We start from the raw sequence: 24,010 nt of genomic DNA on the forward strand, positions 1-24,010 counted from the left end.
ACGAATACGTAAGGCAATGCGCTGGTCACTGCCCGCGCTCGCCACGTCTCTGCTGCTGACCGGACTTCCGGCGATGACGCCGGACGCGCAGGCGGCCGGCGGCTCCCTGCCCGAGCTGCAGAAACTCGTGAATGTGCCGGGCAAACCGGCAAAGGGCGGCAAGGCCGGGACCGGTGCGAAGAACCGGATTCCGAAGCGCACTTGGAACGGCAATCCCGCGGTGGTCTGGCCGAAGGCCGGCGCCGCGGAAGTAACCGTTCCGGTCGAGGATGCCGCGCGGGTGAAGGCCGGCTCGCTGCCGGTGCGCCTGTCCGCGCCGGAGCACGGACCGAAGGGCCGGAAGGCGCAGAGCCGGAACGCCCCGGACGAGAAGCCTCAGCAGGTCACCGCCGAGGTCGAGCTGGCGGACCGTACGGCAGCGCAGAAGGCGGGCCTGGACGGCGTCCTGCTGAAGGTGCAGCGCACCGACAAGGCGTCCGGGCCGGCCCCGGTCTCGGTGGAGCTGGACTACAAGGGCTTCCGCAACGCCTATGGCGGCAACTGGGGTTCGCGCCTGACGTTCGTCGCCCTGCCCGCCTGTGCGCTGACCACGCCACAGAAGGCCGAATGCCAGCAGCGTACGCCGGTGACCACGGCCAATGACCCGGCCAAGGGCACCGTGACGGCGACCGTGCAGGCGCCGCCGGCGGGTGCCACCGCCAAGGCCAAGGGGGCCGCCCCGGCGTCACGTGCGGCGGCAGCCGCGCCGCGCGCCATGGTGCTGGCCGCCGCTGCCGCGCCGTCCGGTCCCACCGGTGACTACCGCGCCACCTCGCTGAGCCCGTCCGGCTCCTGGCAGGGCGGTGGCTCCTCGGGCGACTTCTCCTGGCAGTACCCGATGGAGATCCCGTCGTCCCTTGGCGGACCCGGCCCGAACCTGGGCCTGAGCTACTCCTCGTCCAGCGTCGACGGCCGGTCCTCGGCCTCCTCGCAGCAGCCCTCCTGGGTCGGCGACGGCTGGGACACGGGAGCGAACTACGTCGAGCGCACGTACGTTCCCTGCTCCAACGACCGGAAGGAGGGCTCGGGTTACAACAACCCGAAGAACCCGACCGGTGACCTGTGCCAGGGTCCGCCGATGGTGACGCTGTCACTGAACGGCTCGTCCACCCAGCTCGTCCTGGACGACAAGGACAAGAAGTGGCGCCCGTCCAACGACGACGGCTCCCGTGTCGAGCTCCTCAAAGGTGCCGCCAACGGTGACACGGAGAAGGAGTACTGGCGCGTCACCACCATGCAGGGCGTGCAGTACTACTTCGGCAAGGAGCGACTGCCCGGCTGGGCGGACGGAAAGGCGGAGACCAACTCCACCTGGACCGTGCCGGTGTACGGCAACCACTCCGGCGAGCCGTGCCACAAGGCCGCCTACGCCGACTCGGTCTGCGACCAGGCCTGGCGCTGGAACCTCGACTACGTCGTGGACCCGCGCGGCAACGCGATGACGTACTGGTACGAGAAGGAGCGCAACCACTACGGCTCCAACGTCACCGAGATGGGCAAGTCCACCGCTCGCGGCTACGACCGCGGCGGCTGGCTCAAGCGCATCTCGTACGGCCTGCGGGACGACAACCTCTTCGCGGCGGCCCCGGCCCAGATCGTCTTCGACGTCGCCGAACGCTGCATCAAGACGACCTCGTTCGACTGCGCCGAGTCCAAGCTGACCTCCGAGGCCAAGTGGGAGGTCACCCGCAACTGGCCCGACGTCCCGGCCGACCAACTGTGCGCATCGGGCAAGGAGTGCAAGGACCGCTACTCCCCGACGTTCTTCACCCGCAAGCGCCTGACCGCGATCACCACGCAGATCCTCAAGGCGGGCAAGCACGAGCCCGTCGACACCTGGACGCTGAACCAGGACTTCAAGTCCACCGGTGACGGCGGCGTGGCGGGCGAGTACCCGCTCTGGCTCAACTCGGTCCAGCACACCGGAAAGAACGGCACCCCGGTCTCGCTGCCGCCGGTCGTCTTCGAGGGCAAGCAGCTCCCGAACCGCGTCGACAACAACGAGGACGGCAACCCGCCGTTCCTGCGCTGGCGCGTGGAGACCATCCAGACCGAGACCGGCGCCCGGATCGCGGTCAAGTACGCCCCGACGGAGTGCTCCACCGAGGCGCCCAAGAAGCTGCCCGCCTCTCCGGAGACGAACACCCTGCGGTGCTACCCGGTCATCATCGAGGTCCCCGACCCGACGGACCCGACGGGCATCAAGAAGAAGCACTCGACCGACTGGTTCCACAAGCACCGCGTCGACCAGGTCCGTGAGGAGGACAAGAACGGCACCTCGCCGACCAAGGAGACCAACTTCCAGTACCTCGGCGCCCCGGCCTGGGCCTACGACGACGACAGCGAACTGCTGAGCGAGAAGGCCCGCACCTGGTCGCAGTGGCGTGGCTACGCGAAGGTCCGCACCCTCGTCGGTGTCGCACCGGACAAGCGCTCGCAGGTGGAAAACCTGTACTTCCGCGGCCTGGACGGCGACAAGCAGTCCGCCAAGGCCGGCGACAAGCGCTCGGTGCAGATCGAGGACAGCGAGGGCGGCAAGGTCGCCGACCACCGCCTGTTCGCCGGTCAGGTCCGCGAATCGCTGTACTTCGACGGCGAGGGCGGCCCGCTCCAGTCGGCCACCCTGTACACGCCGCGGGTCGACGGTCCCACCGCCACCCGTAAGCGGACCGACGGGGCCGAGCCCCTGCAGGCATGGCGCGGTGGCACCGCCAAGGTCGCCTCCCGCACGGTCCTGTCGGACAACCGGGGCATGCGGCGTACGGCCGTGGAGCACGAGTACGACAGCCAGGGAAGGCTCTCGCACACCACGGACCGCGGCGACCTGGCCAAGCAGGGTGACGAGTCCTGCCTGCGCTACGAGTACACCGAGGAGTTCTCCGCCCAGAAGCGGGTCGAGAGCCTGACGAAGGCCTGTGACGCGAAGGACATCGCGCGTCCGGCGGACGTCGGCAGCGACAAGGTGATGCACTACGACGCCGTCGGCAACGTGGTGAAGGTCGAGTCGCTGTCGGACTACAAGGACGGCAAGCCCGTCTACAAGCTGGACGCGTCACAGAAGTTCGACGCGTACGGCCGCCCCACGTCGTCGACGGATGTCTACGGCAACACCACCGGCACCGAGTACATCCCGGCGTCCGGAGCGCTCGTCACCAAGACGGTCACCACGAACGCCTTGGGCCACACGGACACGACCGAACTGGACCCGGCCCGCGGCCTCGCCCTCGCGAAGGAGGACGCGAACAAGCGGCGCAGCGTTCTGCAGTACGACGCACTGGGCCGGCTCGTGAAGTCGTGGTCGCCGGACCGTGATCCCGCGACCATGATTCCGGATGCGGAGTTCAGTTACACCGTCAGTCCCGACGGCCCGGTCGTCATCACCACCAAAAAGCTGCTGGAGAACGGTGGTTACCGCACCGGTTACGACATCTACGACGGCGCCCTGCGCCTGCGGCAGACCCAGCAGCAGGCCCTCGACGGCGGCCGTGTCATCACCGACACGTTCTACGACAGCCGCGGGCTGATCTGGAAGGAGAACGGGGCCCACTTCAACGACAAGGACCCGTCCCCGGGGCTGTGGACGTCGGACGACAACAAGGTTCCGGCCTCCACGCGCATGATGTACGACGGTCAGGGCCGTCCGGTCGCCTCGATCGCGCGCAAGTTCGGCGAGGAGACCTGGCGGACGACGACCACGTACGGCGGCGACTGGGTGGCGGTCGACCCGCCGAAGGGTGACACCCCGACCAAGTCGCTGGTCGATGCGCAGGGCCGCAAGACCCAGCTCCAGCAGTTCAAGGGCGACGGTCCGACCGGCGCCTTCGACAAGATCGACTACACCTACGAGCGCCGCGGCATGCTGGAGTCGGTCACCGACCAGTCCGGCAACACGTGGTCGTACAAGTACGACCTGCGGGGGCGTCCGTACGAGGTCACGGACCCGGACAAGGGCACGTCGAAGACCACGTACGACAAGGGCGACCGCGTCCTCACGACCACGGACGGCCGTGACCCGGCCAAGACCATTGCCTACGAGTACGACAAGCTCGGGCGCGGCACCGCCACGTACGAGGGTTCGCTCACGGGCAGGAAGCTCACCGAGCAGGTCTTCGACAAGCTGCCCGGGGCGCTCGGCATGCCGGTCTCGTCGACCCGCTACGAGGACGGCAACGCCTACACCCAGGCGGTCACCGGGTACGACACCGAATACCGCCCGCTCGGCACCAAGATCACCATCCCGGCCTCCGAGGGCAAGCTCGCCGGCGAGTACGAGTACACCAACACGTACACCAAAACGGTCGGTCTGCCGCAGACGGTGACGCATCCCGAGGTGGGCGGCCTGGCCCGCGAGCGGGTCACCGTCGGCTACAACGGCCTCGACCAGATCAACACGATGGCGGTCGCGGGCAAGGCGTTCGTGGCCAAGACCGAGTACTCGCCGCTCGGCGACTTCCTGCGCACCCGTGTCGGGCCTGCCGGTAAGCAGCTCATCACGAGCCGCGAGTTCGACGAGCAGACCCGCCGCCCGCTGCGGACCGTCCACGACCAGGAGGTCGGGGCGACCGGAACGGCCAGGATCAGCGATGTCCGCACGACCTACGACCAGGTCGGCAACATCCTGAAGATCACGGACGCGAAGGGCCCCAACCCCACCGCGGCCACGACCGACACGCAGTGCTTCGCCTACGACTATCTGCGCCGGATGACGGACGCGTGGACGGCCACCGACGACTGCGCCGCCAAGCCGGGCGGCTCGGGACCCGGTTCCGCGCCGAAGGTCGGCGGCCCGGACGCGTACTGGTCGTCGTACACCTTCGACGCCGTCGGAAACCGCAAGACCGAGGTCAAGCACGACGTCGCCGGTGACCTCACGAAGGACGTCACCCGCACGTACTCGTACGCCGACGACCCCTCGACCACCAGCAAGCTGGACAAGGTCCACACCAAGGGGCCCGAGGGCGAGCGCGAGGACCGCTTCGAGTACGACAAGGTCGGCAACACCACCAAGCGCACCGTCCAGGGCAACACCCAGGACCTCGAGTGGAACGTCGAGGGACACCTGGAGAAGGTGACGGAAGGCACCGGGGACAAGGCCAAGACCACCGAGTACGTCTACGACGCGGGCGGCAGCCGACTCATCCGCCGCGACCCGTCCGGCACCACGCTGTACCTGCCGGGTACCGAGGTGCAGCTCGACAAGGCCGGCAACGTCTCCAAGGGGACGCGCTACTACCAGCACCCCGCGGGCCCGTCCATGGTCCGCACGGCGCAGGCAGGCAAGATCACCACGTCCTACCTGCTCGCCGACCACAACGGAACGGCGACCACGTCCGTCGACGCCGCCACCCAGGCGGTCACCCGGCGCACGTTCACCCCGTTCGGCGAGGCGCGCGGCGAGAAGCCGTCGATGTGGCCGGGTGAGAAGGGGTTCGTCGGCGGCACGATGGACGAGTCCACCGGGCTCACCCATCTCGGGGCGCGTGAGTACGACCCGGCGCTCGGACGGTTCATCTCGGTCGACCCGATGATGGACATGGCCGAGTCGCAGACGATGAACCCGTACGCGTACGCCAACAACAGCCCCGTCACCTTCAGCGACCCGTCGGGCCAGTTCTGGGGCATCTTCCGCGTCTTCACGTGGGCGATGAACCAGTACAAGAAGGCGATGGCGTCGCTCTCCGGCGGCACCCCGCCGGCCCCGTCCAGGCCGACACCCAGCGTCAGCAAGAAGGACGTGGAGCGCGCCAAGTGGCTGAAGCAGCAGAGCAAGATGGACATGGTCGCGCATGTGGCCAAGGAGGCGGTGAAGGAGGCCAGCGGCTACAACGACATCGTCGACTGTCTGGGCGGAGCCGTCGGCACCTGCGCGATGCTCGCCCTGGAAGCCGCGGTCCCGTTCGCCGGCAAGGCAAAGCGTCTGCTGAAGGCGCTGGAGAAGGCCTGGAGCGCGTACCGGAAGTGGGAGGACGAGGTCAAGTGGGCCACCGGCATCATCCGCCGGATGGACGACGACGCGGCGGCCATGGCCAAGTACACGGAGGACATGGCCAATTGGAAGAAACAGGCGGACGCGGCCAAGAAAGCGAAGAAGGCCAAGGCCGACGAAGCCGAAGCGGCGGCGGCCAAGAAGGCCGACAGCGATAGCGACGGCGGTGGAGGCGGCGACAGCGGCGCAGGCGAATCCTGCCGGGTCAACAGCTTCACGCCCGAGACCAAGGTCCTGATGGCCGACGGCAAGTCCAAGGCCATCAAGGACATCAAGCCGGGTGACAAGGTCGTCGCGACGGATCCGAAGACCGGTGAGACGGCGGTCAAGGACGTCGCTGCCACCATCATCGGCAAGGGGTCGAAGAAGCTCGTCGAGATCACCGTCGACACGGACGGCGAGAAGGGCGACGCCACGGCGAAGGCCACGGCGACGGACGGCCACCCGTTCTGGATCCCGGAACTGCGTGAGTGGATCAAGGCGACGGACCTCAAGTCCGGCGACTGGCTGCGCACCGGCGCTGGCGCGAAGGTCCAGATCACCCAGGTCAAGCGCTGGACCCAGCAGGCGACGGTCCGCAACCTGACGGTCACGGACATCCACACCTACTACGTGGTGGTGGGGTCGGCTCCCGTCCTGGTCCACAACTGTGGGGAAGCCGACGGAGGCGACTGGACGCCCGATGAGAACTACTCGAAGAAGGCGATCGAAGAACGAAGCGCGGAGTGGAAGGCACAGTCGGGTCTGACGAAGAAGCACGACCTGCTCGCCCGGACGGTAGCGTCGAACCCGAACTACCCTCAGCGGATCTCGAATCAGCAACTCGACTACTGGAAGAATTCCGGAAACGCCAAGGGTTGGGGAGACTGGAAGGACTCGCCGATCTTTGACATGGAAGGTCCTGGTCTCGACATGGTCAGTCAGATCCGGGTGATGGTCCATAAGACCACCGGGGAAATAGCCTGGTTCCCGCTCAAGAACGGTGTCCATGACTACAACAATCCGGTCTTCTACAAGTATGCCAAGCGGTCATAAGTAGCCGTGCGCTGATTGCTGTGGTGAATGTGTACGGGCGGGTCGTCGGGTGTGGCGGCCCGCCTGTATTTTCGTGCAAGGAAGGTGAGGGTGAGTGGGTATGGACGAGCTGCATCCAGAGATCCTGGACAAGATTTCATCCACCGGCTTCAGATTTCATGAATTGACCGGGACTCGTGACGATCTCGTTCCGGTTCTCGTGGCGCGGGGGGTGACGCAGCTGTATCGGGAGGACGGGCGGCGGGATGTCAACATCGGCCATGACGAGCCGGACCTCGGTTCCAGGATCAACGAGGAATGGGAGCGGTTGGCACGTGAATGCGGCCTGTTCTCCTTGGCGAGTGATGGTCGGTGTGAGTTCCTGATCGGTATTGACACCGCGGTCGATGTGCCGGACGAGCCGGAATTCGAGTCCCATCGTTGGGTCCGTGTATCACTGGCCGAGGACTGGGACATCGCCGGTGCAGGCTGCGAGAGTGGCCTCCTTGGAATGGGCCGCAACAATCCGACTTTCGTCATGACGTCGGTGAGCGGCGATGTGGTGATGATCGCCGGGTACTGGCAGATCGGCATCGGCATCGGATTCGCCCCGCATCCGGAGAGGATTGCGAAACTCCGGGAACGCGCGGAGCGCATCACGTCCTACGACCATGTGGAGGCTGCGCAACGGGATTGGGCGGAGCGCTGGCTACGCAGTGCGAACGTGTGAGACGGCCACGGACCCGCTGAGGGGCGGGCGGAGTAGCTGGATCCGAAAGGCGCGTCGTCCCTCAGCGCAGGTGTCGGCGCGGCCCTTCCCGGCACCCGCCCCAGGTCTGCGGGGCTCGCGGGTGCGGGAGGCATCAGGTAGGTCGCGCCGGAAAGGCTCGATCCACCCGAGCGGGAGACCCGGTAGTCCATCTCTGTCCGCCGCCGGGTGCTGTCGCGGCACTCGTGCCCTGTGGCAGGACAGGCGCACGTCGAGCCGATGACGCGGTCGGCGTGACAGCGGTGGGGGAAACGTAGCTTCCGGCGGCGGGTCGTAAGCCGCCGTCGGACCTGGAGATGCCGCGCGGCATTGTCTCCGCCTCAACGGGTCCCTCTGCGGGCCTCTGGTATCTGATCGCGCCTCAGGCCCGGAGTGCGGCGTCGAGACCGCGAATGAACTCGCCCACGCGCCCGCCTCCGGGAGGTGCGGCGGGCAGACGGCCGAGCACCGCGGTGACCGCTGCCGGTGCGTGAAGGCGCGCCCATTCAAGGGTCCCCGCAGAAGCGACACTCTGGTCTTCTCCGGATGCCAACTCTTCGGCTCGTGCCGCATGTGCTGCCGCACCGAGAATGTGTTTCACCTGATGAGCGCTTGCCTTGGGATGCAGGTACGCAGCAGCGGCCGCATGGCTTGCCGCTCGTGCCGCGTCGGCCGCAGCGGGTGAAGCGGCTTCTTGCGCCGCTCTGTACGCCGCCCATGCGCTCTGCCGCAGAGCCCCCGTGCGCCGGCCGCCGCCAGCGAAAGCCTGTGCTGCATCGATGGCATCGCGAGGGCGTGTGTCAGCAGGAAGACTCTGTTCGAAGATCGACAGCGCCCTGCGCGCACAATCGGCCGCGTAGCCCGCGATCTCACGAAGTTCGTGTTCGCTCAGCTCGATCTTGTCCGACTCGTTTGGCACCGCTCAATCTTGCCCCGGGTCGCCGATCGGCGCGAATGAGTGGCATCTGACGGCGGGCAAATGCGCCAAGTCTCCGAGCCGGCAGATGTGTTGGGCCGAAAGTGACGTGAAGCAGGCGTGAGGGGCCTCCCCTGTCACTTGCGGCGGGCCCTACGGCCGCCACGCCACCCGGTGCTCCGACAGGTGCGCCAGCACCGCGTGGTTCGCCTCCCAGCCGTCGGGGAATTTGACCGTGACGCCCAACTGGACCGGTTCCGTCGACGGGTGTTCGTCCAGCAGGTCGCCGACGCCCGCCCGGCACACCACGATGCACGCATGCCGGTGGCGCGACGCCAGCACGCACAGGCGGCCCGTCTCCAGGTGGAACGCCGTCGCGTCCGGGCGGCCCGAGAGCGGGTGAAGCACCACCGTCACGTCGTACTCCCGGCCCTGGAGCCGGTTGGCCGTGTCCACGGTCACGTCGGGCACGCCCAGTTCCGCCAGCGCCGCGCGAATGGCGGCCGCCTGGTCGCGGTGGGCCGTGCCGACCGCGATCCGGTCGGCGGTGAGCGGGGCCGGGTCCGCATCGCCGCTGCTCGCCACGCCGCCGCGGTCCAGCAGCCGGCGCACCACCAGTGCCACCGCCCGGACCGCCTCCGGGTCCGTACGCGGGGTGTGCCGCGCGGGCAGTTCCAGCAGGCCCCAGCCCGATTCCGCGGCCTCGTCGAGCACGCGGTCGTGGGCCGAGCCGTCCGAGGCGACCTTGAAGTCCAGCCGCCGATCGCCCGGTCCCGTACCGCTGCGGAACGGCGTGTACGGGTAGAACGCGTCGGACACCAGCGGCGCCGCCGACGCCGGGAGCCGCCAGGAGACCGGCAGCCGGTGCTGCGGCAGCTCCGGATTGTGGGCGAGCAGCGTCGAGACCGCGCTCGCCGACGGGTCGTACGACAGTCCCGCCCACTGCTCGGAGCCCACCAGCGAGAACGGGTCCAACTGGCCCGGGTCGCCCACGAACAGCGCTTGCTCGAACAGGCCGGCGACGGCAAGCAGCGCATCCGAACGCATCTGGTACGCCTCGTCGACGATCGCGTGCCGCCAGGGCTCCACGCCCTGCACATGAGCCCACTTCGCGGCCGTCGAGATGACGATGTCCAGTCCCGCCAGGTCGGCCGCTTTCGACGACTTGCGGACGTGGTCGAGGTCGTCGAGCGCCTTGTCGTACGGGTCCGAATCGTTCGAGTGCAGCCGTCCGACCGGCAGGTCCGGCTCCTTGCCGGCGAGCCGCAGCACCAGATCGTCGACCTGCGCGTTGGTCTGCGCGACGACCATCAAGGGCCGTCCCGCCGCAGCCAGTTCGAGCGCCGCGCGCACCACGAGCGTCGATTTCCCCGCACCGGGCGGCGAGTCCACGACGACGCCGCGGGCGTCGCCGTGCAGCGTGTCCGCCAGGATGTCCGCGGTGGCCCGGGCGGCCGCGGCGGAAGGATCGAGGGCCGGCGCTTCGAGGGTCACAGCAGGTCCTCCGGCGTGGTGAGGTCGGGGTGCTCGGCGGCGCCGCCGGGCGGGCCTCCGTGCGTCCAGGGGGTCTCCTCCGGGTCGGGCAGCTTCGGCCCGCCCCGCTGGTCGTGCTCGAACAGGGTCCACACGATCCGGTCGCCCTTGTCCGGTACCGAGCCCTCCGCCGGGTCCTTGGCGCGCCCCATCCGGTCGGTGATCTGCAGGACGAACGTGCCGTCGCCGTCGGCCCGTACACACTGGGCCGTCTGCGGCTTGCCGTCCAGTGAGCGGTAGACCTTGACCCTCTCGCCCAGATGCGGGTGGTCGTCCGTGCGCACGGTGACCAGCGGGCGGGGGCTCGGCCGCTTCGACTCCGACCAGGCCATCACCACCTCCGTCACCTCCGAGGCGAACGCCTCGCCCGCGAGGCGGCGGCCCGCCAGCACCAGCGGATCGTCCAGCGCTTCCTGCGCCTCCAGTTGGGCCTGGGCGGTCTCCCGGGCGGCGAGCTTCTGCGCGGCGGTCACCGCGTCGTCCCGCCTGGGCTGCGGCGGCTCCCCGGCCCGTACCCGGTCGCGATGGGCCGTGAACGACCAGCGGTCGCGGGTCCAGCGGTCCTCGACGCGGGCGCCCTCGGGCAGTTCCCGCAGCAGGTCCACGGCGCGCCACACGGCACGCCAGGTGGGCTCCAACTGACCCGCGATCAGCCTCCGGACCTCTCCCTCGGCCCGGTGGAGCTCGCCGAGGAGCCGGTCGGCGCTCTCGCCGTCCTGGGCTGCGGCCAGTGTCGTGCGCGCCAGGTCGTAGCGCTCCATCGCCGGTGCGAGCAGCCTGTTGTCGAACGCCGGGTCGGTCGCGGGACCGGCCGGCGGGCACAGCAGCTGCCCGTCCCGGTTCCGCCCCAGCTCCGCCCGCAGTGCCGCCTGGGCACCCGACTCTCCCTCCGGAGGGTCGACCCATGCGAGCAGCGCGCCGAGATGCTGGTCCTCCAGCGAGGACTGGCCGCTCGCCCAGTGCCGGTTGAGCAGATCGGTCGCAGCGAGCAGCAGCGAGGACCCGGGCACCCGGGCGCGCTCGCCGTAGTGCGTCAGCCACCGGCCGAGCAGCGGCACCCGCGGCGGTGCGGGATGGGGCGTGTCCGGGTCCTGCTCTGCCGTACGCCGGAACCGCATCGAGCGGCCCAGCAGGCGCACGAACTCCACACCGGCCCGGCTCGGCACGATCAACTGGGGTGCGTCCGCGCACAGTTCGACCTCGACCTTGACCTTCTTTCCGGTCTCCGGGTCGGTCTCGGAGCGCTCGGCCGGCTCCACGTCGTCCCCGTACGCGTCGAGATACGGCAGCACCGCATCGGCGAGCTCCGTCAGGAACGCCGAGCGCAGATCGCGGTCGCGCGGCTGGGCCACGATCAGCAGCCGCGGCTCCTCGGGGTCCGTGCCGACCAGCGCGCCCAGCGGTGCGCCCGCCTCGCCCGCCGTGGTCAGCGGTACGAGGACCAGCGGCCGCTGCGACACCCTGCGGTGACGCACGGTGGCCAGCGGCTGGGCCCGGCCCGACTCGACGGCCTCCAGGCGCGCCAGTGTGGAGATCAGCGACACGACCGGCCTCCTTGCGACCGCAGAACGGGTCCGGGGCGGGGCTGCTTCGCACTCCGGCCGCACCGGCGACGGGGTTCACAGAGCCTCAGCATGCGAGAGCCTCCGCCCCGCGGTGCGCCGCCGCCTCCAGGGACTCGGCCCGCAGCGCCGCGGCCCGGCGCAGTGCCGCCACCGTCGGATCGTCCGGGTCGCCCGCCTCGCCGCGCGCCGCGGCCAGGACGTCGCCGACCGTGGTCAGCCCGCCCAGTTCGCCGCGCACCGGGCGGCCCAGGGTCTCCACGGCGCCCGCTTCCCGCGCCCGGTCACGGCAGTGGAAGGCCAGCTCGCAGGCGGCCAGGCACTCGGGCGCGTAGGCGTGGGGGACCGATTCGACCGCGGTCGTCAGCTCCTCGGCCGAGCAGGTCTCGAGGTCGAAGCTGAGGTCCTCGGGCAGTGCGGCCGCGATGTCCTCGATCCGGGTGAGCCGGGTCAGCTGGCGCCGGGTGACCGAGAGTTGCTTGCGTACGTCCACCACGGAGGCGGTGGGGAGGTTGGAGAAGTCCTTGGGGCACACCAGCAGCACGGAGTGGGCGACCGACGCCCCGTCCGTCAGCGCCGCGACCCGTTCCAGGGCGAGCACGTAGACGGCGGCCTGGCGGGCGGCCGCGCCCACCTTCGCCGCGTCCGCCGAGCCGTCGATCATCGGGAAGGACTTGATCTCGACGACCGTCCACCGGCCGTCGGGGTGCACGACCACCGCGTCCGGCTCCAGATAGGCAGCCGAGCCCGCCACCTCCAGGACGAGCAGCGGATGGTCGAGCAGTGTCCATCCGCCGGTGGCGGTGGCCTCGCGCAGGGCGAGGGACGTACGTGCCGTACGGCCCTCGGGCCCGGCCGCCGCCAGCTCGGGCACCGCGACCTCGGCGGGACGCTCCAGGCCGAGCAGCTTCAGGAGTTCCCGGCCGCCGTCGGCCTTGACCCTGGCCTCGAAGGCATTGCCCCGCATGAACGCGAACTGGGACTGCCCGAACGTGGCCGGCGATCCGAGGGCGGAGGCGAGCGCTCCCTTGTCCACCCCGGCGCCGTCCAGCAGCGCACGGCGCTTGCATCCGGGGTTGGCGGCGAGCGCGGCCAGTGCGCGGGCGTCGAGCGGATGGGGCTGCGCGGCGGGGCCGCGCAGCTCAGCGAGCCGCTGCCGGAGTGCTGTCGTCGGCGCCTGCGGAGGAGGTCCGCTGTCCAGGGATTCGCTCACCCGCGGAAGTGTCGCATCCGCCACCGACAACGGGGGACTTCGAGGGTGCGGGGGAGCCTTCCAGGCGCTCCCGCACCCGGTCGGCGAGGCGCATGGCGGGCCGGGTCAGCAGGGCGCCGATGCCCATCACGGCGACACCGGCGGCCGCGTCCAGGAAGTAGTGGTTGGCGGTTCCCATCACCACGATCGTGGTGAGCAGCGGGTAGGCGACGGCGAGCGTCTTCATCAGCGGCGTACGGCCGTGCCGCCACAGCATCACTCCGCACCACAGTGCCCAGCCGACGTGCAGGCTCGGCATCGCCGCGTACTGGTTGGTCATGCTGCCGAGCCCGCGTGGCGCGCTCGCCTCGCCACCCCACCAGCCGTACGAGCTGTACTGGGCCATCGTGTCGACGAAGCCGTGCCCGGCCTCGAGGAGCCGGGGCGGGCAGGTCGGCATCAGCGTGAAGCCGGCCAGGCCGAGGAGTGTGGAGCACATCAGCCAGGTGCGGGCGGCCCGGTAGCGGGCGGGACGGCGGCGGAAGAGCCAGACGAGGATCGCGGGGGTGACGAGGTAGTGCAGGGTGGCGTAGGCGAAGTCGGCGGGGATGCCGAGGGCCGGAACATCGGTGAAGAGACGGTTCAGCGGGTGTTCCGCGTTGAGCCGGAGTGCCTTCTCGGCCCGGAGTATCGCGAGGCCGTTGTCGACCGCGGTCGTCACATCGCCGCGGGCCAGCAGCCGTCCCGCCGAGTACGCGGCGTACACGACAGCGAGCAGCAGCAGTTCGGTCCACCAGCGTGGTCGATGGCGCGGCGCGGTATGCGGCATCCGAACGTTTCTCCGTCTTCGGTTCAGGCGGTGGTACCCGTCCTGGAAGGGGACGTCGAGATCTCTCCGGAGGTTGCCTGGCGTTCAGGTGCGCGATGATGAAAGTCCATCGGATCGTGAACTCAGGGAGCTGCCTCATGGCACCGCGGATCCTCCTCGCCCGGCACGGCCAGACGGAGTGGTCGCTGTCCGGAAAACACACCGGCAGGACGGACATCCCGCTGCTCGAGGAGGGCAGGCGCGGCGCCAAGCTCCTCGGTGAGCGGCTCCATCGCCCGCCGTGGTCGGGTCTCGAGGGCGTCGAGGTGCGCACCAGCCCGCTGATCCGGGCGAGCGAGACCTGCGCGCTCGCCGGCTTCGGGGAGCGGGCGCAGCCCTGGGACGCGCTGATGGAATGGGACTACGGTGCGTACGAGGGCCTGACCCCGGCGGAGATCCACGCGGTCGAGCCGGGCTGGCTCCTGTGGAACGACGGCGCCCCCGAGGGCGAGACCCTCGCCGATGTCTCGGCCCGCGCGGACGAGATCGTGGCCTGGGCGCGCTCGGCCGACCGCGATGTGCTGGTCTTCGCCCACGGCCACATCCTGCGCTCGATCGTGGCCCGCTGGCTGGGCGAGGACATCTCCTTCGGCGCACGGGTCAGGCTCGACCCGACGAGCCTGTCGATCCTGTCCTGGCAGTACGGCGCCCCGGCGATCGAGCGCTGGAACGACATGGGGCACCTGGAGGGCTGAGACCCGGGGCGGAACGGGTCAGGTCCGCGGGCGCCGTCCCTGGACCCCCGGCCGTACGGGGCGCGGTGTCACACCCGGCGGGTCGACGCCGCGTGACGGTCCAGGAAGGCGCCGACGCCCGCCGTGCGGCGGTGCGGGAGCAGGACGCGGGCCGTGTCCGCCAGCATCGTCTGGATGCGTGACGAGCGGACCTCGTCCATCAGGTCCAGTACCTGGCCGCCCGCGGCCGCTGCCTCGTCGGGGGATCCCGCCCGCGCCAGGTCCGCGGCCAGTTCCGCGCGGTACAGCGCCAGGTTGCGGGTGAAGCGGCGGTCCTGGAGGGTCGCGGCGCGGCGGGCGTGGCGGGCCGCGCGGGGCCAGTCGCCCAGGGCCGACCAGCACTGTGCCTGCAGCGCCTCGAGCTCCGGCTCCCCGAAGAAGGACATCCACTCGGGGTCCGCGTCCGACGAGCCCCGGTCGAAGTGCGCGTGCGCCCGTGCCAGCGACTGCTCGCAGGTCGTACGGTCCCCGAGCCCGGCCCAGCCGCCCGCCTCGCGCAGGGCCAGCAGGGACAGCAGTCGCGGCGACGTGATCTGCCGGGCGGCCTGCTGGCCCGCCTGCGCGGTGCGCACCGCCTCCCGGTGCCGCCCCGCGTCCCTGGCCAGGAACGACGTATTGCAGAAGGCGTGCGCCTCCAGCGCCGGGTCGTCCGCCACCCGGGCCGTCGCCAGAGCCTCCGCGTAGTGCGAGCGGGCTTCGTCGAACCTGCCCGAGTCGTGGGCCAGCCAGCCCACCGAGATGGCCAGTTCACCGGCGCCCGCGTGGAGCCGCTCCGCCGTCGATCTGCGGGCGGTGGTGCTCGCGTCGAGCAGCGCGTAGGCGGCCCGCAACGGCTGGGCGGCGCGCCGGTAGAGCCCGTCCGCGCCGTGCCGGTCGTCGAGCAGCCGGATCCGGCGTACCGCCTCCTCGACGGCTCTGACCTCGCTCTCGCCGACTCTTGCCCGGGCTTCGCCGGCCGGTCCCGCACGGTCGGGTGCGGGACCGGGCCCGAACCCGAGGGATGCGGCCGCCACCGTGGTGGGGCCGCTCGTGATGAATGCGCGACGCAGCACGTCGCTCTCCTCGTCGCTGTTGCTGTGACTGCTGTGCCGGTCGCTGTCGCGGAGGCCGAGGGGGCTGCACGGCAGGACCGGGCCGGCCTGTGGGCCGTCTTTCGTCCGCGTGCCCGCGCCCCGTCCGCGCACACGTTCCCTCGGCACGAAGCCGAGGTCGGCCAGTGTCAGGCCGGGGAACATGTGCAGGAACACCCGCTCGTACGCGTAGTTGGGACATCGGATCTCGCCGGACTCGACGCGCCCGATGTACCGCGGGTCGCACGAGACCTGCTCCCCGATCTCCCGCGCCGCCCTGCGCACCGCCGTGGCGAACTCGCCCGGCGAGCGCTGTCCGCGCAGCCGGCGGAACGCCAGGTTGGGAACCGCCCGTGATGCCTGTGACGATGACGCCATGGCCGAGCCCTCTCTCGGTGCTGCCGTGTTCCGGCGGAGCAAGAACGTACCTGCTGTGACAGACCGCTCACCCAGGGTTTGACTACAAAAGGGACATCTCGTCGGCGATCTGCCATGAACTGCCATCCTTTGCGGCGGCGTGCCGCCGTAGCCGTTGACGCCGACGGGCGTTGAACCGTACGGAGACCGTCATGTGTCTCCACTCGAGCGAGGAGGCGATCCCCTTGTTGGAGGTCGGCATGGAGACCAGCGCCCCGGACGACGCACACACCATCGCGACGACGGCCCGGCACCGGCCCACGCAGGACAGCAGCGCACCACCGAACAGTGATGTGGCCGAGCCCCTGGACCTGGTCACCGTCCCTGCCCGGCAGGGCCTCGAAGCGGTGGACATCCTGCGCCGCGCCGCCGAGCCCGCCGTCGGACCGGTCATGCACGACGGAGCATGCGACACCCTCGGCTTTCTCGTCCCGCCCGGCACCGCCGACGGCTGGGACATGCCGGGCAGCGCCTGTACGCAGACGTCGGGCCGCGGGCTGCGCATCCCGGCCGAGCCGCCGGGCAGCGGCTCGGGCTGGCTGCTGCCGCCCGACGACACGGACGCCGTCACCGACCCGGAGGTGCTGCGCGAGGCGCTGGGCGAGGCCGCCCGGCTCATCGAGGCCGCCGACAACTGCCGCTGATCCGCGAGGGCACCGGCCGCTGCGAGTGCGCGCGGGGGCACCCTGTCCGCCGGGCGCGGATAATGGGCAGGGTGGCGAAGAGCAAGAGGCGAGGACGTACGGGCGGGGGCGGAAGTCCCGACCCGGTCGTCGCGTCGGTGGACGGCGGGCTGGCGGAGCTGATACCCGACCGGGAGCGGCCGCGTGCCTGGACCCTGCTCGTCGACGGTGCGCCGCAGTCCCATGTGGACCTGGACGATCCGACGTATCTCTCCTTCGAGTACCAGCGCCGACTGGGCCATGTCGCCGATCTCGCCGCCGAGCCGGGACGGCCGCTCCAGGTCGTGCACCTCGGCGGCGGTGCCTTCACGCTCGCCCGCTATGTCGCCGCCACCCGTCCCCGTTCCACCCAGCAGGTGGTCGAGTTGGACGCGGCACTCGTGCAACTGGTGCGCGCGGAGCTGCCGTTGGATCCCGGGGCGCGGATACGGGTGCGGTCGGCCGATGCCCGCGCCGGACTCGCCAAGGTGCCCGACGGCTGGGCGGACCTGGTGATCGCCGATGTCTTCAGTGGAGCCCGTACCCCCGCGCATCTGACCAGCACCGAATTCCTCGGCGAGGTGCGCCGGGCACTGCGGCCGGGCGGTCTCTATGCGGCGAACCTCGCCGACGGACCGCCCCTGGCCCATCTGCGCGCGCAGGTCGCGACCGCCGCCGCGATGTTCGCCGAGCTCGCCCTCGCCGCGGATCCGACCGTGCTGCGCGGCCGGCGCTTCGGCAACGCGGTGCTGCTCGCGTCCGACCGTGTGCTGCCGGTGGCCGAGCTGACCCGCCGTGTCGCGGGCGACCCGCACGCAGGCCGGGTCGAACACGGCCGCGAGCTGGTCGACTTCACCGGCGGCGCGGCCCCGGTCACCGATGCGAGCGCCAAGCCGTCGCCGGTGCCACCGCCCGCGGTCTTCCGTTAGGGGCGTGGGGTGCGCGACGCGACGAGCCGGACGCCGCCCGGCGCGCCGCGGCCGCCTCGGCGTTCCGGGTGACCGAGCCTCGCTCGTACGAGCCGATGCCGGTGGTCGTCAGGCGCTTCGGCTTCGGCCCGGACGTGTCCCCTGTGGCCAAGCGCGCTCATCGCTCGTCGAACTGGGCCATCGGCGGATGGCCGTTCCAGGTGTAGAAGACCGAACTCTCGCGGCCGTCCTTGGTGAACGTCACCCGGATCCAGGTCGGCTGGGTCCACACCTGCATCTGCCAGCCCGCGGCCGGGGTCGCCGACACCAGTTCCGCCGAGGTCTTGCCGACGTCGAACACGGCCATGCCGCCGGTGACGGTATGGCTCTTCACCGTGCCCGGATCGCCGTAGCCGTCCGAACCTCCCGTATCTGACGGGGAGGGGGACGTGGTGGGCGATGTGCCGCCGCTCGGCTTGCCGGTCGGCCGCTTGGTGGGCTCCGGCGACTTCGAGGGCGACGGGCTCGGCGGGCGACGGGTGGAGGACGCCTGCGGCCCGACCGCCTGGGTCGTCGAGCTCTGCGCGGTGATCGGGAGTGCGCGCGGCCGGTCGTACGCGGTTCCGGCCATGACCGTGTGAACGCCCCACCAGGACAGCGTCACCGCCGCGCCGGTGGACAGCGACCACGCCACCGCATGTACGAGTCCTCTGCTCACGCGGGCCATAGTGCACCACGCACCCCGTGCGTGTCGCGCGTCCCAGGGTTCCTCCCGCACGGGACCGCGGTCCCCCGGATGGCGTACGGTGCCGCCCATGGCAAGTGTGCTCGTGGTCGAGGACGACCAGTTCGTGCGCTCCGCCCTCATCCGGCACCTGACCGACGCCTCGCACACCGTACGAAGTGTCGGTACGGCCCTCGAGGCGTTGCGCGAAGTGGCTCATTTCCGTTTCGACGTGGTCATCCTCGACCTCGGCCTGCCCGATCTGGACGGGGCCGAGGCCCTGAAGATGCTCCGCGGCATCACCGACGTACCGGTGATCATCGCGACCGCGCGGGACGACGAGACGGAAATCGTCCGCCTGCTCAACGACGGCGCGGACGACTACCTCACCAAGCCCTTCTCGGTGGAACACTTGTCGGCGCGCATGTCGGCGGTGCTGCGCCGGGCGCGCGCGAGCGCCGGGGAGGCGCAGCCCTCGCGGGTGATCCAGGTCGGCGGGCTGTCCATCGACCCGCTGCGTCGCCAGGCCGAGCTGGACGGGGCTCAACTCGACCTCACCCGACGGGAGTTCGACCTGCTGGCGTTCCTCGCCGGGCGACCCGGAGTGGTGGTCCCGCGCAGGGAACTGCTCGCCGAGGTCTGGCAGCAGAGCTACGGCGACGACCAGACCATCGACGTGCACTTGAGCTGGCTGCGGCGCAAGCTCGGCGAGACGGCCGCTCGGCCCCGCTATCTGCACACGCTGCGGGGGGTCGGGGTGAAGCTCGAGCCTCCGGGCAGCCACCGGACGCCCGGAAACGGTCACCGGCCATGAACAGTGGACTCCGGCTGAGAATCGGACACCGGCCTTGAGAAACGGACAACGGTCATGAGATGGGCGCTCGTCAAGGTTTCGCTGGCCGTCACCGTGATGGTGGTGCTGGCCTTCGCCATCCCCCTCGGCATGGTCATCAAGGAGATGGCCAGTGACCGCGCGTTCTCCAACGCCGAGCGGCAGGCCGCGACCATCGGCCCCACCCTCACCGTCACCACCGAGCGCCGGCTGCTGGAGCGTGCCGTGAAGTCCACGCCGGCCGGCTCGGCCGGGCGGATGGCCGTGCACATCCCGTCGACCGGTGAACCGGACAGCGTGCCCCTGGAGATCGGCATGCGGCGCGCGGCGGCCGAGGACCTGGCGACCACGCAGCGGATCGGAAAGGCCTCCATCACCGAGGTGACCGGCGGCTCCGCGCTGCTCCAGCCCACCGCGATCGGCACCGGACAGATCGCGGTCATCGAGATCTTCGTGCCCGAAGGCGAGGTCACCAACGGCGTCAGCACTGCCTGGCTGGTCCTCGCCGGCGTCGGTATCGCCCTGGTCCTCGGCTCGGTTGCGGTCGCGGACCGGCTCGGCGCGCGGATGGTGCAGCCCGCTCAGCGGCTCGCAGGCGCGGCGCACGAGCTGGGGGAGGGCAAGCTGGGGGCGCGCGTTCCCGAGGAAGGTCCTGCCGAACTGCGCTCCGCCGCCATCGCGTTCAACTCCATGGCCGACCAGGTGGTCCAGCTCCTGGCCAACGAGCGCGAACTGGCCGCGGACCTCTCGCACCGGCTGCGCACTCCGCTGACCGTGCTGCGGCTCAACGCCGCCTCGCTCGGGGAGGGTTCGGTCGCCGAGCAGACCAGGGCCGCCGTCGCCCAGCTGGAGCGCGAGGTCGACACGATCATCCGCACCGCGCGGGAGTCGAAGCCGCAGACCGCGGCGACCGGGCCGGGCGCGGGCTGCGACGCGGCCGAAGTGGTCCGGGAACGGATGGAGTTCTGGTCGGCGCTCGCCGAGGACGAGGACCGCAAGGTGCGGGTCGCGGGCGTCGAGCGTCCGGTACGTATCCCGGTCGCCCGCCCCGAACTGATCGCCGCGCTGGACGCGTTGCTCGGCAATGTCTTCCGCCACACACCGGAGGGCACCGCTTTCTCGGTGGACGTGCACAACAGCGACGACGCCGTCATCGTGCTCGTCTCGGACGCCGGCCCCGGCATCGCCGATCCGGACGCGGCGATGGCCCGTGGCAACAGCGGTGCCAGGGACGGCTCGACCGGACTCGGCCTGGACATCGTGCGCCGGGTCGCGGAGTCGACGGGCGGCGACGTCCGCATCGGCCGCTCGGTGCTCGGCGGCACGGAGGTGCGGGTGTGGATCGGCCTCGACCCGCGCGAGGCCGGGCGCGTCGAGCGCCGCCGCGGGCACCGGGGGAGGGTCGCGGGCCGCCGCAGGGCCTCGGTCTGAACACGGCCCGGCGCGGATGCGTACCCCTGCGCGGGCCGGGCAGAGGTCTCTACCATTAATCCGCTCCGATGCCTTCCTTAAGGCCGCCCTAAGAAGCGGAACCCCTGTCCAGAACCGGCTGTTTGTCCGATTCGCTGTCGCTAGCGTGCTGCCTCGGCACCCACCCCCCGCAATGCAGAGGCAGGCACCCGATGGGCAGCAGTACGCACCGGCGCAGGGCGAGCGGCAAGACCAAGGCGATCGGCGCGGCCGTGGTGAGCACGGTGATCACCGGCGCGGCGCTCGTGCTCACCGGCACCGCCCAGGCGGCGGCCGTCGGCGCCGCGTACACCAAGACCAGCGCCTGGAGCGGCGGCTACACCGGGCAGTACGTCATCACCAACGCGACCGGCGCGGCGCAGTCGGACTGGACGCTCGAGTTCGACCTGCCCGCCGGGACCACGATCAGTTCGCTGTGGAACGGGGAGCACACGGTCAAGGACGGGCACATCACCGTGAAGCCCGCGAGCTGGAACAAGAGCCTCGCCCCCGGTGCATCGGTGACCGTCGGGTTCGTCACCTCCGCGAGCGGCACCGCTGCCGACCCGACGTCCTGTCTCATCAACCGGATCAAGTGCTCGGTCGACGACGGGGCCACGCCGCAGCCGACCGGCCGGCCCACCGAACAGCCCACGCCCACGCCGTCGGCGACCGCCACCCCGAAGCCCACACCCACCGCCTCGACCCCGACGCCGACGCCGACCCCGACTCCGACGGCCACGGCCACGGCGACCCCCGAGCCCGGCACGGGTGCCCGTTACGCGCCGTACGTCGACACCTCGCTCTACCCGGCGTACGACCTGCTGGACACCGCCGCCAAGACGGGCGTCAAGGAGTTCAACCTCGCCTTCATCACCTCCGGCGGCAGCTGCGCCCCGCTGTGGGGCGGCGTCACCGGCCTCGCCGACGACAAGGTCGCCTCCCAGATCGGCGCCCTGCGCGCCAAGGGCGGCGACGTCCGGGTCTCCTTCGGCGGTGCGGCCGGCCACGAGCTGGCCCTGAACTGCTCCTCCGCGGGTGAGCTGGCCAAGGCGTACGGCAAGGTCATCGACACCTACAAGCTCACCAAGGTCGACTTCGACGTCGAGGGCGCCGCCCTGCCGGACACCGCCGCCAACACGCGCCGCTCACAGGCCATCGCCCAGCTCCAGAAGGAGCACCCGGGCCTCGACGTGTCCTTCACCCTGCCCGTGATGCCCGAGGGCCTCACCCAGCCCGGCGTGGACCTGATCGCCGACGCCAAGAAGAGCGGCGTGAAGATCGGCGCGGTCAACATCATGGCGATGGACTACGGCCCGGCGTACAGCGGGGACATGGGCACCTACGCGGTCCAGGCCGCCACCGCCACCCAGGCGCAGATCAAGGGCGTGCTCGGCGTGACGGACGCGGCCGCGTGGAAGACCGTCGCCGTCACCCCGATGATCGGCGTCAACGACGTGACCTCCGAGATCTTCAAGGTCGACGACGCCACGCAGCTGGTGGACTTCGCCAGGTCCAAGGGCATCGGCTGGCTGTCGATGTGGTCATCGACCCGTGACAAGCAGTGCGCGTCGGGCGCTGTCGGCCACGCCGACGCCACCTGCAGCTCGATCCTCCAGGAGCCGCTGGCCTTCACGAAGGCGTTCTCCGCCTACAAGTAGCGCCTGCAAGCAGCTCTCTGCGCGCAAGGCCCCGCAAGCACTCCTTCCCCGCACCCCCACCGCGCGCGCCCCGGCCGGGCTTCCCCCACCCCCGGCCGGGGCGCGTCCCTGTCCTCTGCGGCACCGTGCCACCGGCACATCGGAGGTGCCGGCGACAGTGCTGGTCGAACTCGTCCCGCGCCGACGACCGGGGCACCGGTGCCCCTGGGCACGGACCTTCGTTTCGGGGCTCCGCCGCCGGTCAGGCCACCGGTGGCGGCAGCTCGCCCGTACGCGCCAGCTGCCCGTACCAGTGGGCGCTGGACTTCGGGACACGCGCCTGGGTCTCGTAGTCGACGTACACCGCGCCGAAGCGCTTGCCGTAGCCGTACGACCACTCGAAGTTGTCCATCAGCGACCAGAGGAAGTAGCCGCGTACGTCCGCCCCGTCGGCGATCGCCCGCTGCACCGCGGCGAGATGGCTGTGCAGATAGCGGATGCGGTCGGGGTCGTGGACCGTGCCGTCGGCGGCCGGCTTGTCGTCGTACGCCGCGCCGTTCTCGGTGATCATCAGCGGCAGCCCGGGGGCCTCGCGTGCGTAGTGCAGCAGCAGGTCGTACAGGCCGCTCGGATCGACGGACCAGCCCAGCGCGGTGCGCTCGCCGGGCGGTTGGTGGAAGACGACCCGCTCGGAGGCGGGCCAGGGCGAGTGGTCGCTGGGGGCATGTCCGTCCCGGCGCGGGCCCGCCCGGCGGTCCGGGTCCGGGGCCGAGACCACCGCCGGTGCGTAGTAGTTCAGTCCGAGCCAGTCCAGGCGCTGCCGGATCACGGACGGATCGGAGCCCTGGACGAAGGACCAGTCGGTCAGCGACGCGGTGTCGGCGATCAGGTCCTGGGGGTAGGCGCCCTTCAGCAGCGGCCCCGCGAAGATCCGGTTCGCCAGCGCGTCGATACGGCGCCGGGCGTCATGGTCGCCGGGTGCGTCGCTCGCCGCCCTCACCACACTCGGGTTGAGGCTGACCGAGATCTGCGCCCGGGCGGGCAGCGCACTGCGCAGCGCCTGTACGGCCAGTCCGTGCCCGAGATTGAGGTGGTGGGCGGCACGCAGGGCGGCCACCGGGTCGGTGCGGCCAGGGGCGTGCACACCGGAGCCGTACCCCAGGAATGCGCTGCACCAAGGCTCGTTGAGCGTCGTCCACAGCTCGACGCGGTCGCCGAGCGCGTCCGCGACGATCCCTGCGTACTCGGCGAAGCGCTGCGCGGTCTCCCGGGCCGGCCAGCCGCCCGCCGACTCCAGCTCCTGGGGGAGATCCCAGTGGTAGAGGGTCAGGACGGGGCGGATGCCGTGGGCCAGCAGATCGTCGACAAGGGCCCGGTAGAAGTCGAGGCCGCACTGGAGGGCGGGCCCGCGACCGGTGGGCTGTACGCGGGGCCAGGAGACCGAGAAGCGGTAGGCGCCCAGCCCGAGGTCCCCCATGAGCCGCACGTCCTCGGCGCGGCGGTGAAAGTGGTCGACGGCGATGTCGCCGGTGTCCCCGTTCTCCACCTTGCCCGGCGTACGGCTGAAGGTGTCCCAGATCGACGGGGTGCGGCCGCCCTCGGCCGCGGCGCCCTCGATCTGGTACGCGGCAGTGGCGGTGCCCCACAGGAAGCCGGGCGGAAAGCTGACGGGCATGGTGAACTCCCCACATGTACGTGACAACGACTGGATGGGTG

General features: G+C 70.8%; 16 protein-coding genes. 8 read left to right on the forward strand and 8 right to left on the reverse strand.

The features are described from left to right. The first annotated feature begins 16 nt into the window (after positions 1 to 16). Complete coding sequence (locus tag ABZ208_RS00930; protein WP_356907428.1) at positions 17 to 7,060, forward strand: polymorphic toxin-type HINT domain-containing protein; 7,044 nt, start codon at positions 17 to 19, stop codon at positions 7,058 to 7,060. Between the two features lie 100 nt (positions 7,061 to 7,160). Then, positions 7,161 to 7,769 carry a hypothetical protein gene (locus tag ABZ208_RS00935; RefSeq protein WP_356907429.1) on the forward strand — a complete coding sequence of 203 codons (609 nt, stop codon included), beginning with the start codon at positions 7,161 to 7,163 and terminating at the stop codon, positions 7,767 to 7,769. A gap of 400 nt (positions 7,770 to 8,169) precedes the next feature. Here ABZ208_RS00935 and ABZ208_RS00940 read toward each other — a convergent pair whose 3' ends face one another. From ABZ208_RS00940 to ABZ208_RS00960, 5 genes are all read right to left on the reverse strand, one after another. Beyond that, the gene (locus ABZ208_RS00940) at positions 8,170 to 8,706 is read right to left on the reverse strand and encodes a putative immunity protein (protein ID WP_356907430.1); all 537 of its coding nucleotides are present in this window, start codon (positions 8,704 to 8,706) and stop codon (positions 8,170 to 8,172) included. A gap of 150 nt (positions 8,707 to 8,856) precedes the next feature. Next, complete coding sequence (locus tag ABZ208_RS00945; protein WP_356907431.1) at positions 8,857 to 10,197, reverse strand: AAA domain-containing protein; 1,341 nt, start codon at positions 10,195 to 10,197, stop codon at positions 8,857 to 8,859. Beyond that, positions 10,194 to 11,780: a hypothetical protein gene (locus tag ABZ208_RS00950; RefSeq protein WP_356907432.1), complete on the reverse strand. Its 1,587-nt coding sequence runs from the start codon at positions 11,778 to 11,780 to the stop codon at positions 10,194 to 10,196. The genes ABZ208_RS00945 and ABZ208_RS00950 overlap by 4 nt, the downstream gene beginning before the upstream one ends. 85 nt (positions 11,781 to 11,865) lie before the next feature. After that, positions 11,866 to 13,011, reverse strand: coding sequence for a hypothetical protein (locus ABZ208_RS00955; protein WP_356907433.1), 1,146 nt, complete (start codon positions 13,009 to 13,011; stop codon positions 11,866 to 11,868). Further along, positions 12,941 to 13,819 (reverse strand): phosphatase PAP2 family protein, encoded by an 879-nt coding sequence (locus ABZ208_RS00960; protein WP_356907434.1) that lies wholly within the window; start codon positions 13,817 to 13,819, stop codon positions 12,941 to 12,943. Before ABZ208_RS00960 ends, ABZ208_RS00955 begins: the two co-directional genes overlap by 71 nt. A 137-nt stretch (positions 13,820 to 13,956) precedes the next feature. Between ABZ208_RS00960 and ABZ208_RS00965 the strand changes: the two genes are divergently transcribed. Beyond that, positions 13,957 to 14,553, forward strand: a complete 597-nt coding sequence (locus ABZ208_RS00965) for a histidine phosphatase family protein (protein WP_356907435.1) — start codon at positions 13,957 to 13,959, stop codon at positions 14,551 to 14,553. 68 nt (positions 14,554 to 14,621) lie between these two features. Here the strand turns inward: ABZ208_RS00965 and ABZ208_RS00970 are convergent, their stop codons facing one another. Further along, positions 14,622 to 16,040 carry a tetratricopeptide repeat protein gene (locus tag ABZ208_RS00970; protein ID WP_356907436.1) on the reverse strand — a complete coding sequence of 473 codons (1,419 nt, stop codon included), beginning with the start codon at positions 16,038 to 16,040 and terminating at the stop codon, positions 14,622 to 14,624. 239 nt (positions 16,041 to 16,279) lie between these two features. Between ABZ208_RS00970 and ABZ208_RS00975 the strand changes: the two genes are divergently transcribed. Both ABZ208_RS00975 and ABZ208_RS00980 read left to right on the forward strand, forming a co-directional pair. Beyond that, on the forward strand, positions 16,280 to 16,723 hold the full coding sequence (locus ABZ208_RS00975) for a hypothetical protein (protein ID WP_356907508.1): 444 nt from the start codon (positions 16,280 to 16,282) through the stop codon (positions 16,721 to 16,723). A gap of 62 nt (positions 16,724 to 16,785) precedes the next feature. Further along, positions 16,786 to 17,670 (forward strand): fused MFS/spermidine synthase, encoded by an 885-nt coding sequence (locus ABZ208_RS00980; RefSeq protein ID WP_356907437.1) that lies wholly within the window; start codon positions 16,786 to 16,788, stop codon positions 17,668 to 17,670. 157 nt (positions 17,671 to 17,827) lie between these two features. Here the strand turns inward: ABZ208_RS00980 and ABZ208_RS00985 are convergent, their stop codons facing one another. Beyond that, entirely contained in the window at positions 17,828 to 18,376 is a 549-nt protein-coding gene (locus ABZ208_RS00985; protein ID WP_356907438.1) for a hypothetical protein, read from the reverse strand. An 88-nt stretch (positions 18,377 to 18,464) separates the two neighbouring features. Here ABZ208_RS00985 and ABZ208_RS00990 point away from each other — a divergent pair, with 88 nt between their 5' ends. From ABZ208_RS00990 to ABZ208_RS01000, 3 genes are all read left to right on the forward strand, one after another. Beyond that, positions 18,465 to 19,187, forward strand: coding sequence for a response regulator transcription factor (locus tag ABZ208_RS00990; protein ID WP_356907439.1), 723 nt, complete (start codon positions 18,465 to 18,467; stop codon positions 19,185 to 19,187). Positions 19,188 to 19,241: 54 nt separating this feature from the next. Continuing rightward, positions 19,242 to 20,636, forward strand: coding sequence for a HAMP domain-containing sensor histidine kinase (locus ABZ208_RS00995; protein WP_356907440.1), 1,395 nt, complete (start codon positions 19,242 to 19,244; stop codon positions 20,634 to 20,636). Between the two features lie 191 nt (positions 20,637 to 20,827). Further along, positions 20,828 to 22,315: a cellulose binding domain-containing protein gene (locus ABZ208_RS01000; RefSeq protein ID WP_356907441.1), complete on the forward strand. Its 1,488-nt coding sequence runs from the start codon at positions 20,828 to 20,830 to the stop codon at positions 22,313 to 22,315. A gap of 241 nt (positions 22,316 to 22,556) precedes the next feature. Here ABZ208_RS01000 and ABZ208_RS01005 read toward each other — a convergent pair whose 3' ends face one another. Further along, complete coding sequence (locus ABZ208_RS01005) at positions 22,557 to 23,969, reverse strand: GH1 family beta-glucosidase (RefSeq protein WP_356907442.1); 1,413 nt, start codon at positions 23,967 to 23,969, stop codon at positions 22,557 to 22,559. Positions 23,970 to 24,010 lie beyond the last annotated feature (41 nt).

Source organism: Streptomyces sp. NPDC006208 (genome assembly GCF_040613775.1).
GTDB lineage: Bacteria > Actinomycetota > Actinomycetes > Streptomycetales > Streptomycetaceae > Streptomyces.